The sequence below is a fragment of the Asanoa hainanensis genome (genome assembly GCF_900188485.1).
GTDB classification, from domain to species: Bacteria; Actinomycetota; Actinomycetes; order Mycobacteriales; family Micromonosporaceae; genus Asanoa; species Asanoa hainanensis.
Window position 1 is genome coordinate 226042 of record NZ_FZPH01000004.1, and the last position, 18659, is coordinate 244700.

The following is an 18659-nucleotide window of genomic DNA, read 5'->3' on the forward strand; positions in this document are numbered from 1 at the left end:
TCGCTACTTCGTCCACAGTGCTGGGAACTTCGTCTTGTAGTCGCTGGCGCCGTACCAGGCGAACTCGTCGCTGCCCTGGATCAGCTCGGCGTTGCTGGTGTCGAAGATGCGCAGCCCGATCTGGTAGTTCGCGATCGGTGCGGCGCCGCTGAGCACCCGGAAGATCTGGTCCGCGGCGGCGTACGCCCACCACTCGTTGTGGCCGCCGATGTCCAGCTTGAGACCGCTGGCCGGGTCCTTGAGCTGCTCGACGATGCCCGGCGTCGCGTTGAACGCGCCGACGGTCACCTTCGAGCCCGCCCCGGCGGTGCGGATCGCGCCCAGGCCCGGCAACGCCTGACCGTCGTACAACGGCAGCAGGTATTTGCGGTCCGGGTCGCTGTTGATGGTGGTCTGGAACAGCGTCGGCACCGAGGTCTGCCACTGCGGGATCTGGACGTCCTTCATGGACACGTCGCAGTCCGGGCAGAGGCGCTTGACCTCGCCGAGGGTCGCCTGCGCCTGCGGCTGGGACGCCGGCACGTCGTCCGAGCTGACCACCAGGCCCTTGCCCTTGCCCTGCGAGTCGACCACCATCCAGTCGCCGATGAGCTGGCCGACCTTGACGTAGTCGAAGCCGATCTCGGCGTCCTGGCCGCCGTCGACCTTGCCCGGCACGCCGGTGTTCGCGCTGATCACCTTGATGCCCGCGGCCTTCGCCTTGGTGATCTGGGCCTGGAACAGCGCGGGCGGCAGCGCCTGGAACACGATCGCGTCGGCCTTCTGCGCGATGGCCTGCTCGAAGCCCTTGTTGGCCTCGTCGACCGAGCCCTTGGCGTCGATGACGGTCATCTGCACGCCGCCGTACTGCTGGAGGAGCCCGGTCAGCTTGTCCGACCAGTACTTCAGCACCGGGATCGAGTTGGAGACGCTGATGTAGGTGACCTTCTTGCCGGCCAGCGAGCCGATCTGCACCGGGTCGTTCGGGCCCTGCCAGGCCGGCGGGTTGCGGTACTGGTCGATGATCTTCTGGGCTTCGGCGATGCCGGCGGCGGAGTCGGTGACGGCCGGTCCGGTGGTCTGCGCCGTGGCGGTGGCCGGAGCCTCCTCGTCGGTGCAGCCGGCGGCCAGCAACGCGACGACCGCCAATGCGACACCTGCTCTGACATGCGCTGATCTGCGTAGCATTTGATGTGCTCCAGGGGGTGATGACCGGAAGGAACGGCGACGCGCCAGCGTCGCGGTTCCTGAGGACGCTTAGCTGGCTCGGTCAAGCGACGCTGGGCATTCGGCGGTGGCCGGCGATGTGGCTCAGGGTCACGGCGGCCACCAGGGACCCGCCGTAGAACACCTGCTCCGGCCAGCCGGCATAGCCCAGATACTGAAGTCCGGTGATGCCGGTGGTGAGGAAGTAGACCGCGACGAACGCGCCCCAGGCGTTGAACCGGCCCGGCACGATCGTGGTCGAGCCGAGGAACGCGGCCGCGAAGGTGGGCAGCAGGTAGTAGGAACCAGCTTGCGGGTTGGCCGCGCTGTTGGTTCCCGCGAGCACGATGCCGGCCAGGCCGCCGAGGGTGGCGGTGGCGACGAGTGCGCCGGCGCGGATGAGGGTCACCCGCAGACCGGCCAGCCGGGCCACTTCGCGGTTCTCGGCGATGAAGACCATCCGCCGGCCCAGCGGGGTGTGCTGGAGCACGAACCAGGCGACGAGGCAGAGCAGCAGCCCGAGGTAGAACGGCGCCGGAATGCCGAACAGGAACGGGTCGGTCATGAACCGCACCGTCTTGACGGAGATGCCGGTGACCACTTTGGAGTCGGTGATGCCGAGCGTGATGCCGGTCAGCAGAGTGCCCGTGCCCAGCGTCACGATGATGGAGGGGATGCCGAGCAGCACCGACAGGGCCGCGTTGAGGAGGCCGAAGACGGCGCAGACGAGCACCGACACGACGATCGCGGGGCCGGGCGCCCAGCCGTGCACGCCGTCGAGCACCGCGACCATGCAGCCGCCGAAGCCGACCACGGAGCCGATCGACAGGTCGAACTCCTGCACCGCGAGGGACACCATCACGCCGAGGGTGGCGATCAGGATGACGGTCTGGGTGCTCAGGATCAGCTTGACCGTCGACGTCGAGCCGAACGCGTCCGAGCGCCACGAGAAGAACCCGATGGTCAGCGCCCAGACCACCAGGACGGCGTACTTCTCGACCGTCTTCACCGGGCGAGCCGTTCCGTCACGGCGGACTCGTCCCAGACCTCGCCGTACTTGGCGGCGATGTCGAACAGGTTCGCCTCGTGCGGCCGGGGATCCCGGTCACCGACGCCCTGCCGGACGACGATCGGCACGTACCCGTAGGAGATCGCGTCGACCGCGGTGGCCCGCACGCAGCCGCTCGTGCTCACACCACAGATCACCAGCGTGTCGATCCGGTTGGCGGCCAACGTCGCCGTCAGTGTGGTGCCGAAGAACGCGCTCGCGTACTGCTTGGTGATGACCAGGTCGCCGGCCTCCGGCGCGACGTCCGGCATGATCTCGCCGAGGTCGCTGCCGGAGCCGGTCACGAAGTGCCGCAACGCGCCGACCTTCTTGAAGAACAGGCCGCCGTCGATGCCACCCGGCCCATAGGCGACGCGGGTGTAGATGACCGGAACCCCGGCGGTACGCGCGGCCGAGACCACGCGTGCCGCCGAGTCCAGGCAGTCGCGGTTGCCCATGTAGAGCTCGGCGTCCGGCTCGAAGTAGGCCCGGACCATGTCGATCAACAGGACGGCCGGCTTCTCACCCCAGTCGAGGGGCCGGCCGAAGCCGGCACCCGCGTAGTCGTCGTCGAGATCAGTCACGCCGGCACCTTGGGCGCGGGCAGGCCGGTCTCGGCCTCGCAGTTGGCCAGGATCTCTTCCAGCGGCGGTCCCATGTTGAACACGGGCGCCTTCTCCGGGCGACCTTCCCGCAGCCGGGCCCGCAGCTCCTCGGTGCCGGCCGCGTCGACCGTCTCGCCGTCGAGCACCACGCCGTAGCGGGCCGCCCCAGAAGCGGTGACCAGGCCCCGCCGCACCTCCAGCGCCACGAGCTCCGGGTCACGGGCCAACGGGTCGCCCCAGCCGCCGCCGCCCCAGGTCACGAAGTGCAGCACGTCGCCCTTGGCCACGGCCACGTCGTGCACCTTGCTCGCCAGGATCTCGCGGCTGCCGTCGGCCCGGTCTATCCACTTGCGACCACGCGCGCCCGGATCGCCGCCGTTGACGCCCCACGGGTACGTCAGCCACCGGTCGTCGTGGATCGCGATGGTGCCCGGCTGCAGGAAGCGGTAGGCCACGTCGACGCCGTTGCCGCCGCGGTGCAGGCCGGCGCCACCGGTGTCCGCCACCGTCTCCCAGGTCTCGATGCGCAACGGGTAGTACGACTCGAGGTATTCGCAGGGGATGTTGACGAACGAGGGCCAGAGCGAGTGTCCGTCCGGCCCGTCGCCGATCGGGCGGCCGGGGATGCCGCCGAAGCCGATCGAGTAGAGCTGGAACCACTCCCCCGCGCGCTCGCCGTCGGCGTAGTTCCCGGAGTACATGAAGTGCGGCGACGACGAGAAGCCGGCCGCGTTGAGCAGGTCGGGGTTCTTCTGGCCGAGCAGGCCGCCGAACAGGTCGAAGATCCGGCCGACGCCGTGGTTGCGGGCGTTGAGGGCGGCCGGGAAGTCCGGCTTCCAGAACGAGTGGTCCGGGATCTTCACGTCGACCAGCGGGTAGAACCCGTCGTTCCACAGGATCTGCGGGTCGGCCACCGTGATCATGTAGATCCCGAAGAACATCCGGGCCAGGTTCTCGTTGATGTAGTAGTTGATCGGGCCGGGCGACTGGGCGGAGCTACCGCTGAAATCCAGCAGCACCTTCTCGCCGGTCCGGGTCAGCGACAGGGTGAGCTGGTAGGGGCCGTTGCCCACTCCGTCGTCGCAGATGTAGTCGGTGAAGCTGATCGTCTCGCCGTCCTCGAAGACGATGCCCAGCAACGCCTTCATCGCCTGGTAGTTGCGATCCAGCAGCGCGTCGAGGGCGGAGACGTACGTGTCGACGCCGAACCGGGCGCACAGCTCCTGGATCCGGCGGGACGCGGTGCGGCAGGCGGCCACGATCCCGTTGAGGTCGGCGCGGTTCCAGTCCGGCTGGCGCACCTGGTTCAGGATCACGCGCAACGCGTCCTCGTTGAGCTTCCCGCCGTCGTACAGCTTGAAGGGCGGGATGATGACGCCCTCTTCGAAGATGGTGTGCGCGTCGGTGGGCATCGAGCAGACCGTCTTGCCACCGACGTCCGACATGTGGCCGAACATCGAGGCCCAGCCGACGACCCGGCCCTCGACGTAGATCGGCATGACGACCAGCCAGTCGTTGGCGTGGCTGATCGCGCCGTCGCACGAGTACGGGTCGGAGGTCAGCAGCACGTCGCCCTCGGCGATGGTGCCGTCGTAGCCGTCCAGCAGCGCCGGGATCGACAGGCCGAACTGGCCGACGACCATCTTGCCGTCCGGGTCGCCGATCAGCGGGAACTCGTCGTGCTGCTCCCGGATGCCGGGCGAGAGCGCGGTGCGGAACAGCACCTCGTCCATCTCGTAGCGGGCGTTGCGCAACGCGTTCTCGATGATGTCGAGGGTGACCGGGTCGACGTCGACCTTGGTGACCGGGTCGGTCGCGGTCTGGATGATCTGGGCCATGATCAGTTCTCCACGGGTCGAATCAGCAGGCTGCCGCTCGGGTGCACCGTGGCCGCGTGGCCGGGGAGCACGAGCGTGGTGGAGTCCATTTCGGTGACGATCGCGGGGCCGCTGACCACGTTGCCGGCGCGCAGCTTGGCCCGGTCGTAGACGGTGGCGCTCACCGTCGCGCCGTCGACGAAGATGTCGGTGGTCGTGCGCACCGCGTCCGTGGCGTCGGCACCGCCCTCCGGCAGCGTCGTCGCCTGCACGAACGGACGCGGCCCGGAGACCGCCGCCCGGATGCTGACCAGCTCGTGCTCGTTCTTGAGCAGGAACGAGAACAGCCGCTCGTGCTCGGCGTCGAACGCCGCACCGAGCGCCGCGAGCCCGGCGCCCGCACCGTCGAAGTCCTTGATCTGCGCCGGGACCGTGATCTCGAAACCCTGGCCGTGGTAGCGGATGTCGACCTGGTAGGTGATCGTCTGGTCGGCCCGGGCCACGCCCTCGGCCTCGACCGTGGCCGACGCCGACTCGGCCAGGTCCTCGAAGATGCCGCGCAGCTCGTCGTCGGACAGCTCGGAGAACCGCCGGATGTAGGTGCGGGCCGCCTCGTCGCGCAGGCTGGTCGTCGCGTCACCGTAGGCGCAGAGGACGCCGGGCGACGGCGGGATGATGACCGGCCACGCGCCGGTGAGCTTGCCGAGCGCGTTGGCGTGCAACGGGCCCGCGCCGCCGAACGCGACGAGCGCGAAGTCCCGCGGGTCGTACCCCTGCTGCACCGAGACCAGGCGCAGCGCGCCGAACATGTTCTCGTTGACGATGTCGACGATGCCGGCGGCGGCCGCCTCGGCGCTGGGCAGGCCCATCGCGTCGGCCACCCGCTGCACGGCGGTGCGGGCGGCGGCCCGGTCGAGCGAGATCTCGCCGCCGGCGAGCTCGGTCGGCAGGTAGCCGAGCACCACGTTGGCGTCGGTGACGGTCGGGTCCAGGCCGCCCGCGCCGTACGCGGCCGGGCCGGGCGCCGCGCCCGCCGACTGCGGGCCGACCCGCAACGCCTTGGTCAGCTCGGGAACGTGGGCGATCGAGCCGCCGCCCGCGCCGACCGTGCGCACGTCGACGGAGGCCGAGCGGACCGTGAGGTCGCCGACCCGGGTCTCCCGGCCGACCCGGGGCAGGCCCTTCTCGACCAGGGCCACGTCGGTCGAGGTGCCGCCCATGTCGAAGGTGAGCAGGTCGGTGTAGCCGGCCTGGTTCGCCGCCCACACCGCGCCGGTCACCCCGCCGGCCGGGCCGGAGAGCAGCAGCGAGACCGGGTTCGCGGCGGCCGCCGCGGCGCTGGCCAGGCCGCCGTCGCTGCGCAGGATGTACAGCTTCTTGTCGATCTTGTTGAGCAGGTTCTCCAGGTACGTGGTGACCTGCGGCTGCACGTACCCGTTGGCGACCGTGGTGATGGTCCGCTCGTACTCGCGGAGCTCGGGCAGCACCCGGGAGCTCACCGACACCGGCACGCCGGGCAGTTCCTCGGCCGCGATCGCGGCGACCCGTTCCTCGTGCCGTCCATCCACATAGGAGTTGATGAGCGCGATCGCCAGCGCCTGGATGCCGTCGGCGCCGAGCTTGCGCAGCTTGGCGCGGATGTCGTCCTCGTCGAGCGGGACGATCACCTCGCCGTCGGCGCCGATCCGCTCGACCGCCTCGACGGTGTGCTCCAGCGGCGCGAGCGGCTCGGGCTTGGGCCAGATGATCCAACCCGCGAGGCCACCGGGTACGAACGAGCGGGCGATCTGCAGCACCTGGCGGAAGCCGGCCGTGGTGACCAGGCCAACCCGGGCGCCCTTGCCTTCGAGGATCGCGTTGGTCGCCACGGTGGTGCCGTGCAGCACCTGCTCGATCGAGTCCAGCGACGTGACCGCCGCGGCACAGACCTTCTCGATCCCGGTCAGCACACCGACCGACTGGTCGTGCGGCGTCGACGGGGTCTTGGCGCGGAACGAGGTCCCGCTGTCTTCGTCGATCAGCAGGACGTCGGTGAACGTACCGCCGACGTCGACGCCGAGTCGGTAGCGCATGCTCGTTGCTCCTCTCGCTTCTCAGATGACGCCGGCAGCGCGCAGCCGGCTGATTTCGTCGTCGCGCAGGCCCAGCAGGCCCCGGTAGATGTCGTCGTTGTTCGAACCGAGCGCCGGTCCCGTGGATCGGACCTGCCCGGGTGTCGCGGAGAGCTTGGGAAACACGTTCTGCATGGCGATCTCGCCGAGGTCCGGATCATCGACGTTGACGATCGCGTCCCGGGCGGCGAAGTGCGGGTCGGCGAACATGTCCTTGGCGCGGTAGATCCGGCCGGCCGGGACACCGCCCTGGTGCAACGCCTCGAGCAGCTCGTCCGGGTCCTGGTCGGCGGTCCACTCGGCGATCAGGGCGTCGATCTCGGCCATGTACTCACCGCGCGCGCTGTGCGTGGCGAACCGCGCGTCGGCGGTGAACTCGGGCCGGTTCATCACCGCGGCCAGCCGCCCGAACACGGTGTCCTGGTTGGCGGCGATCAGCACGCTCTCCCCGCCCTTGGTGGGATAGACGTTGCTGGGCGCCACGTTCGGCAGCACCGGGCCGGTGCGCTCGCGCTGGTAGCCGGCGAGCTGCCACTCCGGCAGCATCGACTCCATCATCGCCAGCACCGACTCGTAGATCGCCGCGTCGACCACCTGACCCCGGCCCGACCGGTCCCGCTCGTGCAGCGCGACCAGGGTGCCGAGGGTGGCGTGGATGGCGGCGAGGGAGTCGCCGAGCGAGATGCCGGCCCGGGACGGGGCCTCGTCGGCCGAACCCGTCACGTACCGGATGCCGCCCATCGCCTCGCCGATCGAGCCGAAGCCGGCCCGCTGCGCGTAGGGGCCGGACTGGCCGTAGCCGGTCACCCGGGTCACCACCAGCCGCGGGTTGATCTCCCAGAGCTGCTCCGGCGCGAGGTTCCAGCGCTCCAGCGTGCCGGGCCGGAAGTTCTCCAGCAGCACGTCGGAGTGTTTGACCAGCTCGCGGACCAGGTCCTGGCCCTCGGGCGTACGCAGGTCGCAGGTCACCGACTTCTTGTTCCGGGCCACCACCGGCCACCACAGCGACTTGCCGTAGGGCTTCTCGCGACCCCACTGCCGCATCGGGTCGCCCTTGCGCGGGTCCTCCAGCTTGATGACCTCGGCCCCGAAGTCGCCGAGCAACTGGCCGCAGAACGGGCCGGCGAGGAGCTGGCCAAGCTCGACGACACGGACGTCGCTCAGTGGCATGGTGCGTTCGGTCATGCGTTCTCCTCAAGGTTCTCTTCGTCGCGGCGGCGGGCACCGAGCAGCGATGCCCGCGCCGAGAGCAGGTGCGCGCGCATCACGGCCTCCGCCCAGTCCGGGTCCCGGGCGCGCAAGGCGGCCACGATCTCCAGGTGGTGGTTGACGCTGCGCTGCCGCGCCGCCGGGTCGAACGAGTGCAGCGTGCGCAGCAGCACGGCGCTGTGGATCAGGTGGCCGACCGTGCTGGTCAGCACGGCGCTGCCGGCCAGGCCGTTGAGCGTCGCGTGGTAAGCGGCGTTGAGGCGGTAGACCTCGTCGAGATCGCCGGCCTCGGACCGTTCCTTGAGCACGGTCGCGAGCTCGTCGAGCCGGTCGATGTCGGCCATGCTCGCGGTCTCGGCCGCGCTGCGGGCGGCCAGACCCTCCACGTGCGCGCGGATCTCGAAGATCTTCTCGAGGTCCTGCCGCGGGTAGTCGATCACCCGAGCGCCCTTGTTGGGCGTGATGTCGACGAGTCCCTCCGCCGCCAGGCGACGCAACGCCTCCCGGACCGGAGTCCGGCTGACGCCCAGCTTTTCCGCGAGCTCCACCTCGCCGAGCCGCTCGCCGGGCACGTACTCCCCGCCGAGAATCCGCTCGCGAAGCTGGTCGACCGCGCGGTCGCTAGCTGCCGTCACTTGTGGCCTCCGTTCGCTAGTTGCATACATCTAGTCGATGTCGCCAGGCTCGGACAAGGGTCCGAGCCAATAAATCTTGCTGATTGCATACATGTCGCTGGAGTGTTAGACAGAGCCATGCCTTCCGAACGTCCCCTGGTGGACGCTGCGGGGAGCGCCGTGGAGATCGTCGAGGTCGGCCCGCGCGACGGGCTGCAGAACGAGCGCACCCTTGTTTCCACCGCAGCGAAGATTGCATACATCGAAGCGCTGGTCGCGGCCGGCGCACGACGGATCGAGGCGACCAGCTTCGTGCACCCGAAACGGGTGCCGCGGATGGCGGACGCCGAGGAGGTGATGGCCGGGGTCCCGCGTGGCGACGGCGTTCGGTACATCGGACTGGTGGTCAACGAGCGGGGCCTGGACCGGGCGCTCGCGGCGGGCGTGGACGAGGTCAACGTCGTGGTCGTCGCCACGGAGACGTTCAGCCAACGGAACCAGGGGATGTCGGTTCTCGAAGGCCTCCGGTCGTTTTCTTCGATCAGCGCGCGGGCTCGTTCGTCCGGGCTGCGGGTGACCGCCACGGTCGGCGCGAGTTTCGGCTGCCCGTTCGAGGGCGAGGTCGACCCGGCGGCGGTCGGTGCGCTGGTGCGTTCGTGTGTCGACGCCGGCGCTGACGAGATCGCGCTGGCCGACACGATCGGCGTGGGGGTGCCGAGTGACGTCGCGCGCCTCGTCGCCGAGGTCCGCGCGGTCACCACCGACCTGCCGCTCCGCTTCCATTTCCACAACACCCGGAACACCGGGTACGCCAACGCGCTCACCGCTGTCGCCCTCGGAGCGTCCGCATTGGACAGCAGCACCGGCGGCATCGGCGGCTGCCCGTTCGCACCGGCGGCGACCGGCAACATCGCCACCGAGGACCTGGCGTACGCACTGCGCCGCTCGGGTGTCGCTACGGGCCTCGACCTGGCCGCCCTGGTCTCGGCGGCGGCCCTGATCGGCGGCGAGCTCGGCATCGTGCTCCCCGCGCTGCTCGGCCGCGCGGGCGACTTCCCCGCGGGCCTCTCACCGGAACGGAGGCTCTGACCCGTGCTTGCCGCGATCATGACTTCGGTCGACGCTCCCCTGATCGTCGACGAGGTTGAGCTGGAGGAGCCGCGGGCCGGCGAGGTGCTGGTGGACATCGCGCACTGCGGTGTCTGCCATTCCGACCTGCACTACCTCGACGGCTCGCTGCGCACCGGGCTGCCCGTCATCCTGGGTCACGAGGCGGCCGGGGTGGTCGCCGCGGTCGGCCCGGACGTCGCCGACCTGCGGCCGGGCGACAAGGTCGTGCTGACCATGGCGCCGTCGTGCGGGCGCTGCTACTGGTGCGCCAACGGCGAGCGCACCTTGTGCCAGCGGTTCGCCGGCCTGGTCGGTGGCGCGTACCCGGACGGCTCCACCCGGTTGTCGTGGCAGGGCGCGCCCGTGCGGCGCGGCCTCGTGCTGGCCGCCTTCGCGCAGCGGACCGTCGTGCCGGTCGAGGCCGCGGTGCGGATCCCCGACGACATGCCCACCGAGATCGCGGCCGTGATCGGCTGCGCGGTGCAGACCGGCGTCGGCGCCGTGCTCAACACGGCCCGCGTGCCGATCGGCGCCTCGGTGGTGGTCAGCGGGCTGGGCGCGGTCGGGCTGTCGATCGTGCAGGCGGCGGTCATCGCCGGCGCGACGACGATCCTGGCCGCCGACATGAACGCGGCGCGCCGGGCCGAGGCGCTCCGGCTGGGCGCGACGCACGTGGCCGACCCGGTCTCTGAGCCGATCGACAAGCTGGCCCGATCGCTGACCGCCGGCCGGGGCGCGGACTTCGCGTTCGACGCCGTCGGCCGCGGCGCCGTGGTGGAGACGCTGCTGAAGGCGACCCGCAACGGCGGCACCACCGTCATGGTCGGCATACCCTCCACATCGGACACCGTGAACGTACGCGCGCTCGTACACGCCTTCTACGAGAAGAAGCTCGTCGGCTGTTACCTCGGCTCCGCCAACCCCCATCGCGACTTCCCCCGGATCCTCGACCTCTGGCGGGCCGGCCGGCTCGACCTGGCCGGCCTGGTCACGGGTCGCCGGCCGCTCGCCGACGTCAACCTCGCTCTCGACGACCTGCGCCAGGGCGCCGGCGTCCGCACCGTGCTGGAGATGGACACATGAAGTACGACAGCGCCTTCGTCGACGGCGCCTGGGTTCCGGTCGGGCACGACGCGCTGACGCTGGTCGACCCGGCCACCGAGGAGCCGTTCGCCACCCTGGCCCTGGCGGGCCCGGCCGAGGTCGACCTCGCGGTGGCCGCGGCCCGCGCCGCCCTGCCGGGTTGGCGGGTCGCGGACCGGGTGGCGATCCTGGGGAGGGTCTGGTCCGCGATCGAGGCCCGCCGGTCCGAGTTCGCCGCCTTGATCACCCGCGACATGGGCTGCCCACCGAAGATCGCCGACGCGGTGCAGGTCGGCACCCCACTGGCCGTGCTCGACGGGCTCCTCGGCCTGGCCGCCGCGCCCGACGAACGGATCGGGCACTCGCTCGTCGTGCGGGAGCCGATCGGCGTGGTCGGCGCCATCACGCCCTGGAACTACCCGCTGCACCAGGTGATGGCCAAGGTCGGCCCGGCGTTGCTGGCCGGCTGCACGGTGGTGCTCAAACCCAGCGAGCTCGCGCCGTCCGCGGCCCTGCTGCTCGCCGACGTGTTCGCCGGCGCGGGCCTGCCGTCGGGCGTGCTCAACGTGGTGGTCGGCACCGGTCCGGTCGTCGGTGCCGCGCTGGCCGCCCACCCGGACGTCGACATGATCTCGTTCACCGGCTCGACCGCCGCGGGCAAGCTGGTCTCCCACGCTGCGGCCGACACGGTCAAGCGGGTGGCGCTGGAGCTCGGCGGCAAGTCCGCGAGCGTGGTGCTGCCGGACGCCGACCTGACCCGCGCGGTGAAGACGACGGTCAGCAACGCGTTCCTCAACTCCGGGCAGACCTGCACCGCCTGGACCCGGCTCGTGGTGCCTGCCGCCCTGCACGACGAGGCGGCCGCCCTGGCCGGTGAGTTCGCGGTGGCGATGGAGCCGCGGCTCGGTCCGCTGGCGTCTGCGGCCCAGTTCGAGCGGGTGCAGGGCTATCTGTCGTCCGCTTCTGCTGTCGCCGTGACGGGCGGACCCGGGCGCCTGCGCGACCGTGGGTACTTCTGCCGTGCCACCGTTTTCGCGGACGTCGACCGGGACTCCCCGATCGCCCAGGAGGAGATCTTCGGGCCGGTGCTGTCCGTCATCCCGTACTCCGACACCGACGACGCGGTCGCGATCGCCAACGGCACCCCTTATGGCCTGGCCGGCGCCGTGTGGTCCGGCGACCCGGACTGGGCCCTCGCTGTCGCCCGGCGGCTGCGGACCGGGCAGGTCGACGTCAACGGCGCGCGGTTCAACCCCCTGGCCCCGTTCGGCGGCTACGGCCAGTCCGGCAACGGCCGTGAGCTCGGGCGTCACGGCCTGGACGAGTTCTTCGAGACCAAGTCGATCCAACTGTGAGCCTGGGAGGGCTACCCAACCCGGTCGTCACCGGGCCGGTGCGGGCCACCGGACGCCTTGGCGACTATCCCTTCTTCAAGTCACAGTTCGACCTGCGCGGCCACGGCTACGTCGAGGAGGAGTTCTTCTTCTCGGGTACGGCCAACACGTACACCGTCGTCAACGGCCAGCGGACGACCGCGTCGGTGATCGAAGGCGGGCACGCGTACACCAGCCGAATGGTGGTTCGGCGCCCCGCTTCCGCGCGGGATTTCAACGGCACGGTCTTCGTGGAGTGGTACAACGTGACCATGGGCTTCGACGTCGAGGCCGACTGGTTCCGGTTCCCCGAGCACATCATGCGGGCCGGCTACGCGTGGGTCGGCGTCTCGGCCCAGACCCTCGGCATCAACGCGCTGAAGTCGTGGAGCCCGTCCCGTTACGGCGGCCTGGACGTGGCCGCGGACACGCTCGGTTGGGACATCTACTCCCAGGCGCCGCAGGCCGTCCGCTCGCCGCGCGGCGTCCGTCCACTGGGGAGCCTGCGGGCGTCGAAGGTGATCGCCGGCGGCGAGTCGCAGTCGGCCTCGAAGCTGACGCAGTATTTCAACGCCATCCACCCGCTGCACGGGCTCGCGGACGGCTTCATCCTCAACGGCGCGCCGAGCCGAACCTGGTCGTGCGCACCGACCTCGCGACACCCGTCTTCAAGCTGACCACCGAGACGGACGTCGCCGTCATCGGCCACGCCCAGAACCGCCAGCCCGACTCCAGCGTGCTGCGCACGTAGGAGGTGGCGGGCACCGCGCACGCCGACTTCGACATGATCGGTGAGGACTACCTGTCACCGCACGCCCCGGGCATCAACCCGGTGCAGTACCGGACCTGGGCACGTTCCAGGACGTGCCTTGGACGTGCTGTCGACGACGGGTCCGCGCGGGGCGACGCTGGCCCGCGACAGCTTCGGCATCGCCACGGGCGGCATCCGGCTGGCGGCGGTCGCGGTCCCGACGGCGGTCAACGCGAGCCCGAACAGCCCGGGCTTCTTCTGCTCCATCTTCGGCAACTACGAACCGTTCAGCCCGGCGGTGCTGGACGCCCTCTACCCGACGCACGGCTCGTACGTGTCGAAGGTCAACCACGTGACAGACCAGAACGTCCGCGACGGCTACCTACTGCCCGCGGACGCGAAGACCATCAAACGCGAGGCGGCCCACTCCCGCATCGGCAAGTAGGCAGGGCTTCGGCTCAGGTGGTTCGTCCAGGCGACGTCCCACCTGAGCCACCGCCTTCAGGCCCGCACCAGGCCGAGCCATCCGGCGAGCGCCGCGATCTCCTCGTCGACGGCCGCCCGGTCGAACGGCAGGTCCTGGTGCACGGCATGCACGCGCAGCACGCCGGCCTTGCGGTCGGCGGCCGCGTCGAGCTTTCCGACCAACTGGTCGCCCTGCAGGATCGGCAGGGCGTAGTAGCCCCAACGGCGCTTGGCGGCCGGCTTGTACATCTCCAGCCCGTACTCGAAGCCGAAGATCTCTAGCAGCCGCCGCCGGTCGTGGATCAGGCGGTCGAACGGCGACAGCAGCGCGGTCCGCCCGGTGAAGGTCTGGTCGAGCTGGGCCGGATCGACCCGCCAGGTGCCCTTCACGCCCTCGACCACCGCGGGCTCGCCGGCCTCGCCGACGTCGTACGGCTCGATCGGGACGTTCGTGGTCTTCGCCCGGGCGATCCCCAGCGCGGTCAGCCGGCGCGAGTCGCGACGGCGCAGCGCCTCGTCGAGCGGGATCGCGGGTTCGTCCCGGTAGACCCGCTCGGCCAGGTCCCACAGCCGGTCGCGGCCGAGCCGCCCGGCCACCGCGACCTCGCCCCGCACGGACATCGCCTCCAGCAGCCGGGTCACGTTCTGCTCGTTGCTCCACCCGGTCGACCGCCAGGGCACGGCGCAGGTGTCCGGCAGGACGCGCGACGGCAGCGGCCCCTCCGCGGTCAGGCGGGCCAGGATGTCCCGGCGACAGGCGTCGTTGGCGAGCACCCACTCGCGGCGGTGCTGCGTCTCGCTCATCTCGGCGCGGTAGAGCGCCAGATCCTCGGCCGGACGGATGGTGGCGGTCAGCTCGACCAGATCCCGTTTCGCCAAGGCACCGACCAGGTCCGCCGGGGCGTAGGCGGCGCCGAGCCGGCTCCACGCCACCAGATCGGCGGTCGGCGCGACGGCGGCGGTCGGGTCGATCTGGAGCAACGTCAGGTGCCGCACCGTATCCAGGAGGCCCGCCGGGCGAACGTCGTCCAGCAGTTGCGCGCGGACGGCGATCCGGCGAGCCTCCACGATGGATAGTCGATGCGTTCTCATCGGCTCGCGAGGAACTCCAGCGTCCGCCGGAGCACCAGGGCGGTGGCTTCGGCGTCGTACGACGGCAGGCTCACGTCGGTGAACAGGTGCTGGTCGCCCGGGTAGAGGAACAGCTCGCCGTCGGTGGCCGCGGCCACGATCGCGCGGGCCGCGTCGATGTCGCCGCCCTCCTCCGCGAAGAACGGGTCGTTCTCCATGGCGTGGATCCGCACGGGCACCTCGGCCGGCCAACCGGGGCCGAACTCGGTCGGGGTGATGCTGGTGTGGAAGAGCAGCGCGCCCCGGCTCGGGCGGGTCTGCGCGAGCAGCTGCGCGGGCATGCCGCCGAGCGAGAACCCGGCGTGGACGACGTCGGCGGGCAGGTCGCCGGCCGCGGCCACGCCACGGTCGAGGATGGTGTCGAAGCCGACCTTCTGCGCGTACGACAGGCCCTCGTCCAGGGTGTCGAAGGTGTTGCCCTCGTAGAGGTCCGGCGTGTGCACGGTGTGACCGGCGGCGCGCAACGCCTCCGCGAAGCCGGTGACGCCCGCGGTCAGACCCTGCGCGTGATGGAACAGCACAACTTCAGCCATTTCGCCACCCTAGATGGGTTCACGCCGATGCGCTGCCCGCGGCTAGCCTCGGCCATATGTCTGAACATCTCACCGGACCACCGGCCGCCGGCAACGAGGTCGACACCTTGCTCGGAGCGCTGGAACGGCAGCGTGGCTACATCGCCTGGAAATGCGGCGGCCTCGACGCCGCGGGTTTGCGCGCGACCCTGGGTCCGTCCACCGTGACGCTGGGTGGCTTGTTGAAGCACCTGGCCGCGGTCGAGGAGCACACGTTCTCGATGAAGCTGTTCGGCCGCCCGGTGGGTGAGCCCTTCGCCAGCGGCTGGGAGCTCGACGAGGACTGGGAGTGGCACTCGGCGGCCGCGGACTCGCCGACGGAGTTGATGGCGCTCTGGGAGTCGGCGGTGGCCCGCTCGCGCGTGCTGGTCGCGCAGGCCCTGGCGGAAGGCGGCCTGGACTTCCCCGGGGCCGCCACCTGGCCGGACGGCCGCAGGGCCAGCCTGCGCCGCCACCTCATCGACATGGTCGAGGAGTACGCCCGCCACGTCGGCCAGGCCGACCTCATCCGCGAGTCGATCGACGGCCTGGTCGGCGAGGACCCCGCCGACGAGGCTTGACGGGATGGCCGTCACGGGCCGTCGGTGCGGCGCAGACCGGCGAGGATCTCGGCGGTTCCGGTGACGGCGGGATGGTCCGCGTACTCCTGGCGCAGCGCGGTGTCCGGGCCGGCGTGCCCGACCATAGCGCCCAGCACGTCCGCGGCCTGGCTGTAGCGGGACTGCGCGATCAGCCTGCGCGCCTCGGCCAGGTCGCCACTGACCGGTGGCGCCGTCCTCGGCACCGGCACCGCGGGCGGTGCGGCCGGCGGCGCCGCGGTGCCGAACACCCGGCCGAGCACCTTGGCGTACATCCGGACCGGGCTCGCCGCCGACGGCGGCTGGAGAATTCCGGGCAGGGGCACGAGCTCTACGGCGTACGGCAGCAGCCGCTCGTGCACCTCGGCGGCGCTCGCCGGCCGGTCCTCGGGCTTCTTCTCCAGGAGGCGCAGCACCAGCTCGCCCAGTGCGGCGGGCACGTCGGGGCGGAGTGTCCGCACCGCCACCGGCTCCTCGTCGACCTGCTTGTCCATCAGCGCGTAGGTCGTCGACCCGGCGAACACCGGCTCACCGCAGAGCATCTCGTGCAGCGTGCAACCCAGGGCGTAGAGGTCGCTGGCCGGCCCGCTCAACCCGCCGAGAATCTGTTCCGGCGCCATGTACGCGGGCGTGCCGAGGACCTGGCCGGAGTTGGTGATCGTCGAGAAGTCGGCGAGGTCGATCGCCATGGCCAGGCCGAAGTCCAGCACCTTGACGCCGCCGTCGGGCTCCAGCATCAGGTTGCTCGGCTTCAGGTCGCGGTGGACCAGCGAGGCCGCGTGCGCGACCGCCAGCACCGCGCAGGCCTGCGCGGCGATCGCCGTGGCCCAGCCCACCGGCAACCGGCCCAGCTCGGCGATCAGGTCCGCGACGCTGATGCCGTGGATACGCTGCATCACCAGGAACGGGCGTCCATCGTGGACGCCGGCGTCGTACACGGCAGGCACGCCGGGATGCTCCAGCCGCGCCGCGATGCGGGACTCGCGGACGAACCGGCGGATCAGCTGGGCGTCCGGCTCACCCTGCGGGAACCGGACGAACTTGACCGCGACCGGCCGGTCGAGGCGGGTGTCGTGCCCGAACCACACCTCGCCCATCCCGCCCTTGGCGACCGGCAACGCGTCGAGCTCGTAGCGACCACTGACGACAGTGCGCGCGGACACAACCTCTCCTTCTACGGCGCCGGGTGCAGAGCGCCGCCGGCCAGTCCTTCACGCACGGTGCGCACCAGGTCGGTGCCGGCCGTCGTGGTCTGCCGCACGACCTCCTCGAACACCGCGAGCCGGCGGAACGCCTCGCCCAGCCGCTGCTGCTGGTCCAACGGACGCCGGGGGATCTGCGCTCGGCGCACGTCGAACCGGTAGGCCCCGGACGCGCTGGCCGCCTGCCGCTCGTTGGCGACGCTGCCGATCTGGCCCGCCAGGAACCACGGGTCCAGCGCGTCCGGGTCGGTGCGCAGCAGCAACAGGTTCACGCCCAGCTCACCGCCCGCTTCGCCGACGACCCGGGCGGTGAGGTGGCGTGCCACCGTCGGCACGAGCACGTCGCCCGGCTCGAGCGCGATCGGCGTGGCCTCGCCCCCGGTCGGGCGCACCGGGCCGAGGATCCGCAGCGCACCGGACTTGGCCAGGTCGCTCACCGAGACCGTCGGCGGCGCGACGGGATCGTCGGCGACCGCGAGGTCCGGCACCACCTCGGCCGCGCGGGCGAGCAGGGTCAGCATCGACGCGCGCGCTCCGGCGAAGTCGGCCGCGTCGGCCACGGCGCTCGCGGCCGGCTGGCGGCGGGCCGGCGTGAGGTCGACGTCCTGGTCCAGCAGCTCGATCACCGGCACGGCCCGGGCGAACCCCGGCTCGTCGACCGGCTCGGCCCGCTCGAAGGCGCGGTAGGTGGCGACGATCCGTTCGTACGCCTCGCCGTCCCCCGCGTCGACGAGCAGCGCGGCCGCCGCGGCCGGGGCCTGTCCTTCCGGCCGCCGCAACACCCACAGGTGCAGCGGGATGCTGTGCGGCGCCGCGGCCTTGGCGGGCAGCGAGATCACCGCGCGCAGTGCGCCGCGCCGCAGGAGCTCGGACCGGATCCGCCGGCCGGCGCGCCGGCTCGCCGCCGACGGGGGCATGAGGACCACCGCGGAGCCACCCGGCCGCAGGTGCGCGAGCGCGTGCTGAACCCAGGCGAGCTCGGGTTCGGTGCGCGGCGGTGCGCCGTACTCCCATCTGGGGTCGTATCCCAGCTCGTCGTGTCCCCAGTTGGTATCACCGAATGGCAGGTTCGACACGACCGCGTCGACCCGAAGCTCCGGGAACGAGTCCGCGCGCAGCGAGTCGCCGGCCCGCACCTCTCCCCGCACGCCGCCCAACCCGACCCACATCTCCGCCAGGTGGGCGAGGCCCGCGTCGATCTCCTGCCCGTGGACGACGGTGCTGCCGGAGCGGACGGCGGCGCGCAGGATGCTGCCAGCACCGCAGGCCGGGTCGAACAGCGTGCCGCCCTTGGGATCGGCGAGCCCGACCATCAGGTCCGACAGCGCCTCGGGGGTGAGCCCGACACGCCAGGCCTGGGTCTGCGCGAACCGCCGCCACAGCTCTTCGAAGACCACCTCGGCGCGGCGCCCGTGGAGCAGGTCGGCGATCTCGGGGAGCACGAGGAGCTGGTTGCCGTGCTTCTCGCCGCGCTGGTGGGCAAGCAGCAGCTCGCCGACCGCGCCGAGGTTGGCGGCGATGTCGCTGCCGGTGGCGGCGAGCCGCGCCCAGGCCCGGTCCTCGACGGACACCTCGGGCAGCTTCCCTTGGTCGCGCAGCCACTCCTCGACCTGGGTCAGGTCGAACTCGGGACTGCTCGCCGTGCCGCCCACGGGCTCCGGAAAGTCGGTGTGCCGCTTGCGCCAGTTGCTGACGGCGGCCCGCCCAACCCCGGCCAGGCGGGCGATCTCGGTAGCGGTGACCTTCGCGTTGTCGGGCACGTAAGGAGTGTACACAGACGTCAAGTATCCCTCGCGTTGACATGG

Annotated in this window: 18 protein-coding genes; 7 read left to right on the forward strand and 11 right to left on the reverse strand. The window is 71.3% G+C overall.

Annotation, left to right across the window (positions count from 1 at the left end; all coding sequences use genetic code 11):
* Positions 1-3: 3 nt before the first annotated feature.
* The 7 genes from CHC05_RS12090 to CHC05_RS12120 form a co-directional block, all read right to left on the reverse strand.
* Complete coding sequence (locus CHC05_RS12090) at positions 4-1128, reverse strand: sugar ABC transporter substrate-binding protein (protein ID WP_179266145.1); 1125 nt, start codon at positions 1126-1128, stop codon at positions 4-6.
* Between the two features lie 121 nt (positions 1129-1249).
* Entirely contained in the window at positions 1250-2194 is a 945-nt protein-coding gene (locus CHC05_RS12095) for an ABC transporter permease (RefSeq protein WP_089247941.1), read from the reverse strand.
* Positions 2191-2817 (reverse strand): isochorismatase family protein, encoded by a 627-nt coding sequence (locus CHC05_RS12100; RefSeq protein ID WP_218824521.1) that lies wholly within the window; start codon positions 2815-2817, stop codon positions 2191-2193. Before CHC05_RS12100 ends, CHC05_RS12095 begins: the two co-directional genes overlap by 4 nt.
* Positions 2814-4676 (reverse strand): hydantoinase B/oxoprolinase family protein, encoded by a 1863-nt coding sequence (locus CHC05_RS12105; RefSeq protein WP_089247943.1) that lies wholly within the window; start codon positions 4674-4676, stop codon positions 2814-2816. The genes CHC05_RS12100 and CHC05_RS12105 overlap by 4 nt, the downstream gene beginning before the upstream one ends.
* Positions 4677-4678: 2 nt before the next feature.
* Positions 4679-6727 carry a hydantoinase/oxoprolinase family protein gene (locus tag CHC05_RS12110; protein WP_089247945.1) on the reverse strand — a complete coding sequence of 683 codons (2049 nt, stop codon included), beginning with the start codon at positions 6725-6727 and terminating at the stop codon, positions 4679-4681.
* 21 nt (positions 6728-6748) lie between these two features.
* Complete coding sequence (locus tag CHC05_RS12115) at positions 6749-7951, reverse strand: CaiB/BaiF CoA transferase family protein (RefSeq protein ID WP_089247947.1); 1203 nt, start codon at positions 7949-7951, stop codon at positions 6749-6751.
* Entirely contained in the window at positions 7948-8610 is a 663-nt protein-coding gene (locus tag CHC05_RS12120) for a GntR family transcriptional regulator (RefSeq protein WP_218824522.1), read from the reverse strand. Before CHC05_RS12120 ends, CHC05_RS12115 begins: the two co-directional genes overlap by 4 nt.
* Positions 8611-8748: 138 nt before the next feature.
* Between CHC05_RS12120 and CHC05_RS12125 the strand changes: the two genes are divergently transcribed.
* The 6 genes from CHC05_RS12125 to CHC05_RS12145 all read left to right on the forward strand — a co-directional run bounded on the left by CHC05_RS12125 (position 8749) and on the right by CHC05_RS12145 (position 13351).
* Positions 8749-9678, forward strand: coding sequence for a hydroxymethylglutaryl-CoA lyase (locus CHC05_RS12125; protein ID WP_245870792.1), 930 nt, complete (start codon positions 8749-8751; stop codon positions 9676-9678).
* A gap of 3 nt (positions 9679-9681) precedes the next feature.
* Positions 9682-10782, forward strand: a complete 1101-nt coding sequence (locus tag CHC05_RS12130; RefSeq protein ID WP_089247953.1) for a Zn-dependent alcohol dehydrogenase — start codon at positions 9682-9684, stop codon at positions 10780-10782.
* Positions 10779-12137, forward strand: coding sequence for an aldehyde dehydrogenase family protein (locus tag CHC05_RS12135; RefSeq protein ID WP_089247955.1), 1359 nt, complete (start codon positions 10779-10781; stop codon positions 12135-12137). The genes CHC05_RS12130 and CHC05_RS12135 overlap by 4 nt, the downstream gene beginning before the upstream one ends.
* Entirely contained in the window at positions 12134-12832 is a 699-nt protein-coding gene (locus CHC05_RS12140) for an alpha/beta hydrolase domain-containing protein (RefSeq protein WP_089247957.1), read from the forward strand. Before CHC05_RS12135 ends, CHC05_RS12140 begins: the two co-directional genes overlap by 4 nt.
* The gene (locus tag CHC05_RS43270; protein ID WP_342745630.1) at positions 12796-12906 is read left to right on the forward strand and encodes an alpha/beta hydrolase domain-containing protein; all 111 of its coding nucleotides are present in this window, start codon (positions 12796-12798) and stop codon (positions 12904-12906) included. Before CHC05_RS12140 ends, CHC05_RS43270 begins: the two co-directional genes overlap by 37 nt.
* 124 nt (positions 12907-13030) lie before the next feature.
* A complete protein-coding gene (locus CHC05_RS12145) occupies positions 13031-13351 on the forward strand; it encodes an alpha/beta hydrolase domain-containing protein (RefSeq protein ID WP_144022556.1) in 321 nt (106 codons plus the stop codon).
* 56 nt (positions 13352-13407) lie between these two features.
* Here CHC05_RS12145 and CHC05_RS12150 read toward each other — a convergent pair whose 3' ends face one another.
* Together CHC05_RS12150 and CHC05_RS12155 are read right to left on the reverse strand one after the other, a co-directional pair.
* Positions 13408-14439: a DNA glycosylase AlkZ-like family protein gene (locus CHC05_RS12150; RefSeq protein WP_245870793.1), complete on the reverse strand. Its 1032-nt coding sequence runs from the start codon at positions 14437-14439 to the stop codon at positions 13408-13410.
* Positions 14440-14459: 20 nt separating this feature from the next.
* On the reverse strand, positions 14460-15035 hold the full coding sequence (locus CHC05_RS12155; protein WP_089247963.1) for a dienelactone hydrolase family protein: 576 nt from the start codon (positions 15033-15035) through the stop codon (positions 14460-14462).
* Positions 15036-15091: 56 nt separating this feature from the next.
* Between CHC05_RS12155 and CHC05_RS12160 the strand changes: the two genes are divergently transcribed.
* Positions 15092-15634, forward strand: coding sequence for a DinB family protein (locus CHC05_RS12160; protein WP_089247965.1), 543 nt, complete (start codon positions 15092-15094; stop codon positions 15632-15634).
* An 11-nt stretch (positions 15635-15645) separates the two neighbouring features.
* On the opposite strand, the gene CHC05_RS12165 is transcribed toward CHC05_RS12160, so the two are convergent.
* Complete coding sequence (locus CHC05_RS12165; protein WP_218824523.1) at positions 15646-16815, reverse strand: serine/threonine-protein kinase; 1170 nt, start codon at positions 16813-16815, stop codon at positions 15646-15648.
* An 11-nt stretch (positions 16816-16826) separates the two neighbouring features.
* Positions 16827-18614: an N-6 DNA methylase gene (locus CHC05_RS12170; protein WP_089247967.1), complete on the reverse strand. Its 1788-nt coding sequence runs from the start codon at positions 18612-18614 to the stop codon at positions 16827-16829.
* Positions 18615-18659: the final 45 nt, after the last annotated feature.

Coding starts and splice junctions, on each gene's coding strand:
- CHC05_RS12105 (WP_089247943.1), bottom strand. CDS start 4,676: ATGGCCCAGATCATCCAGACCGCGACCGACCCGGTCACCAAGGTCGAC.
- CHC05_RS12110 (WP_089247945.1), bottom strand. CDS start 6,727: ATGCGCTACCGACTCGGCGTCGACGTCGGCGGTACGTTCACCGACGTC.
- CHC05_RS12115 (WP_089247947.1), bottom strand. CDS start 7,951: ATGACCGAACGCACCATGCCACTGAGCGACGTCCGTGTCGTCGAGCTT.
- CHC05_RS12135 (WP_089247955.1), top strand. CDS start 10,779: ATGAAGTACGACAGCGCCTTCGTCGACGGCGCCTGGGTTCCGGTCGGG.
- CHC05_RS12155 (WP_089247963.1), bottom strand. CDS start 15,035: ATGGCTGAAGTTGTGCTGTTCCATCACGCGCAGGGTCTGACCGCGGGC.
- CHC05_RS12160 (WP_089247965.1), top strand. CDS start 15,092: ATGTCTGAACATCTCACCGGACCACCGGCCGCCGGCAACGAGGTCGAC.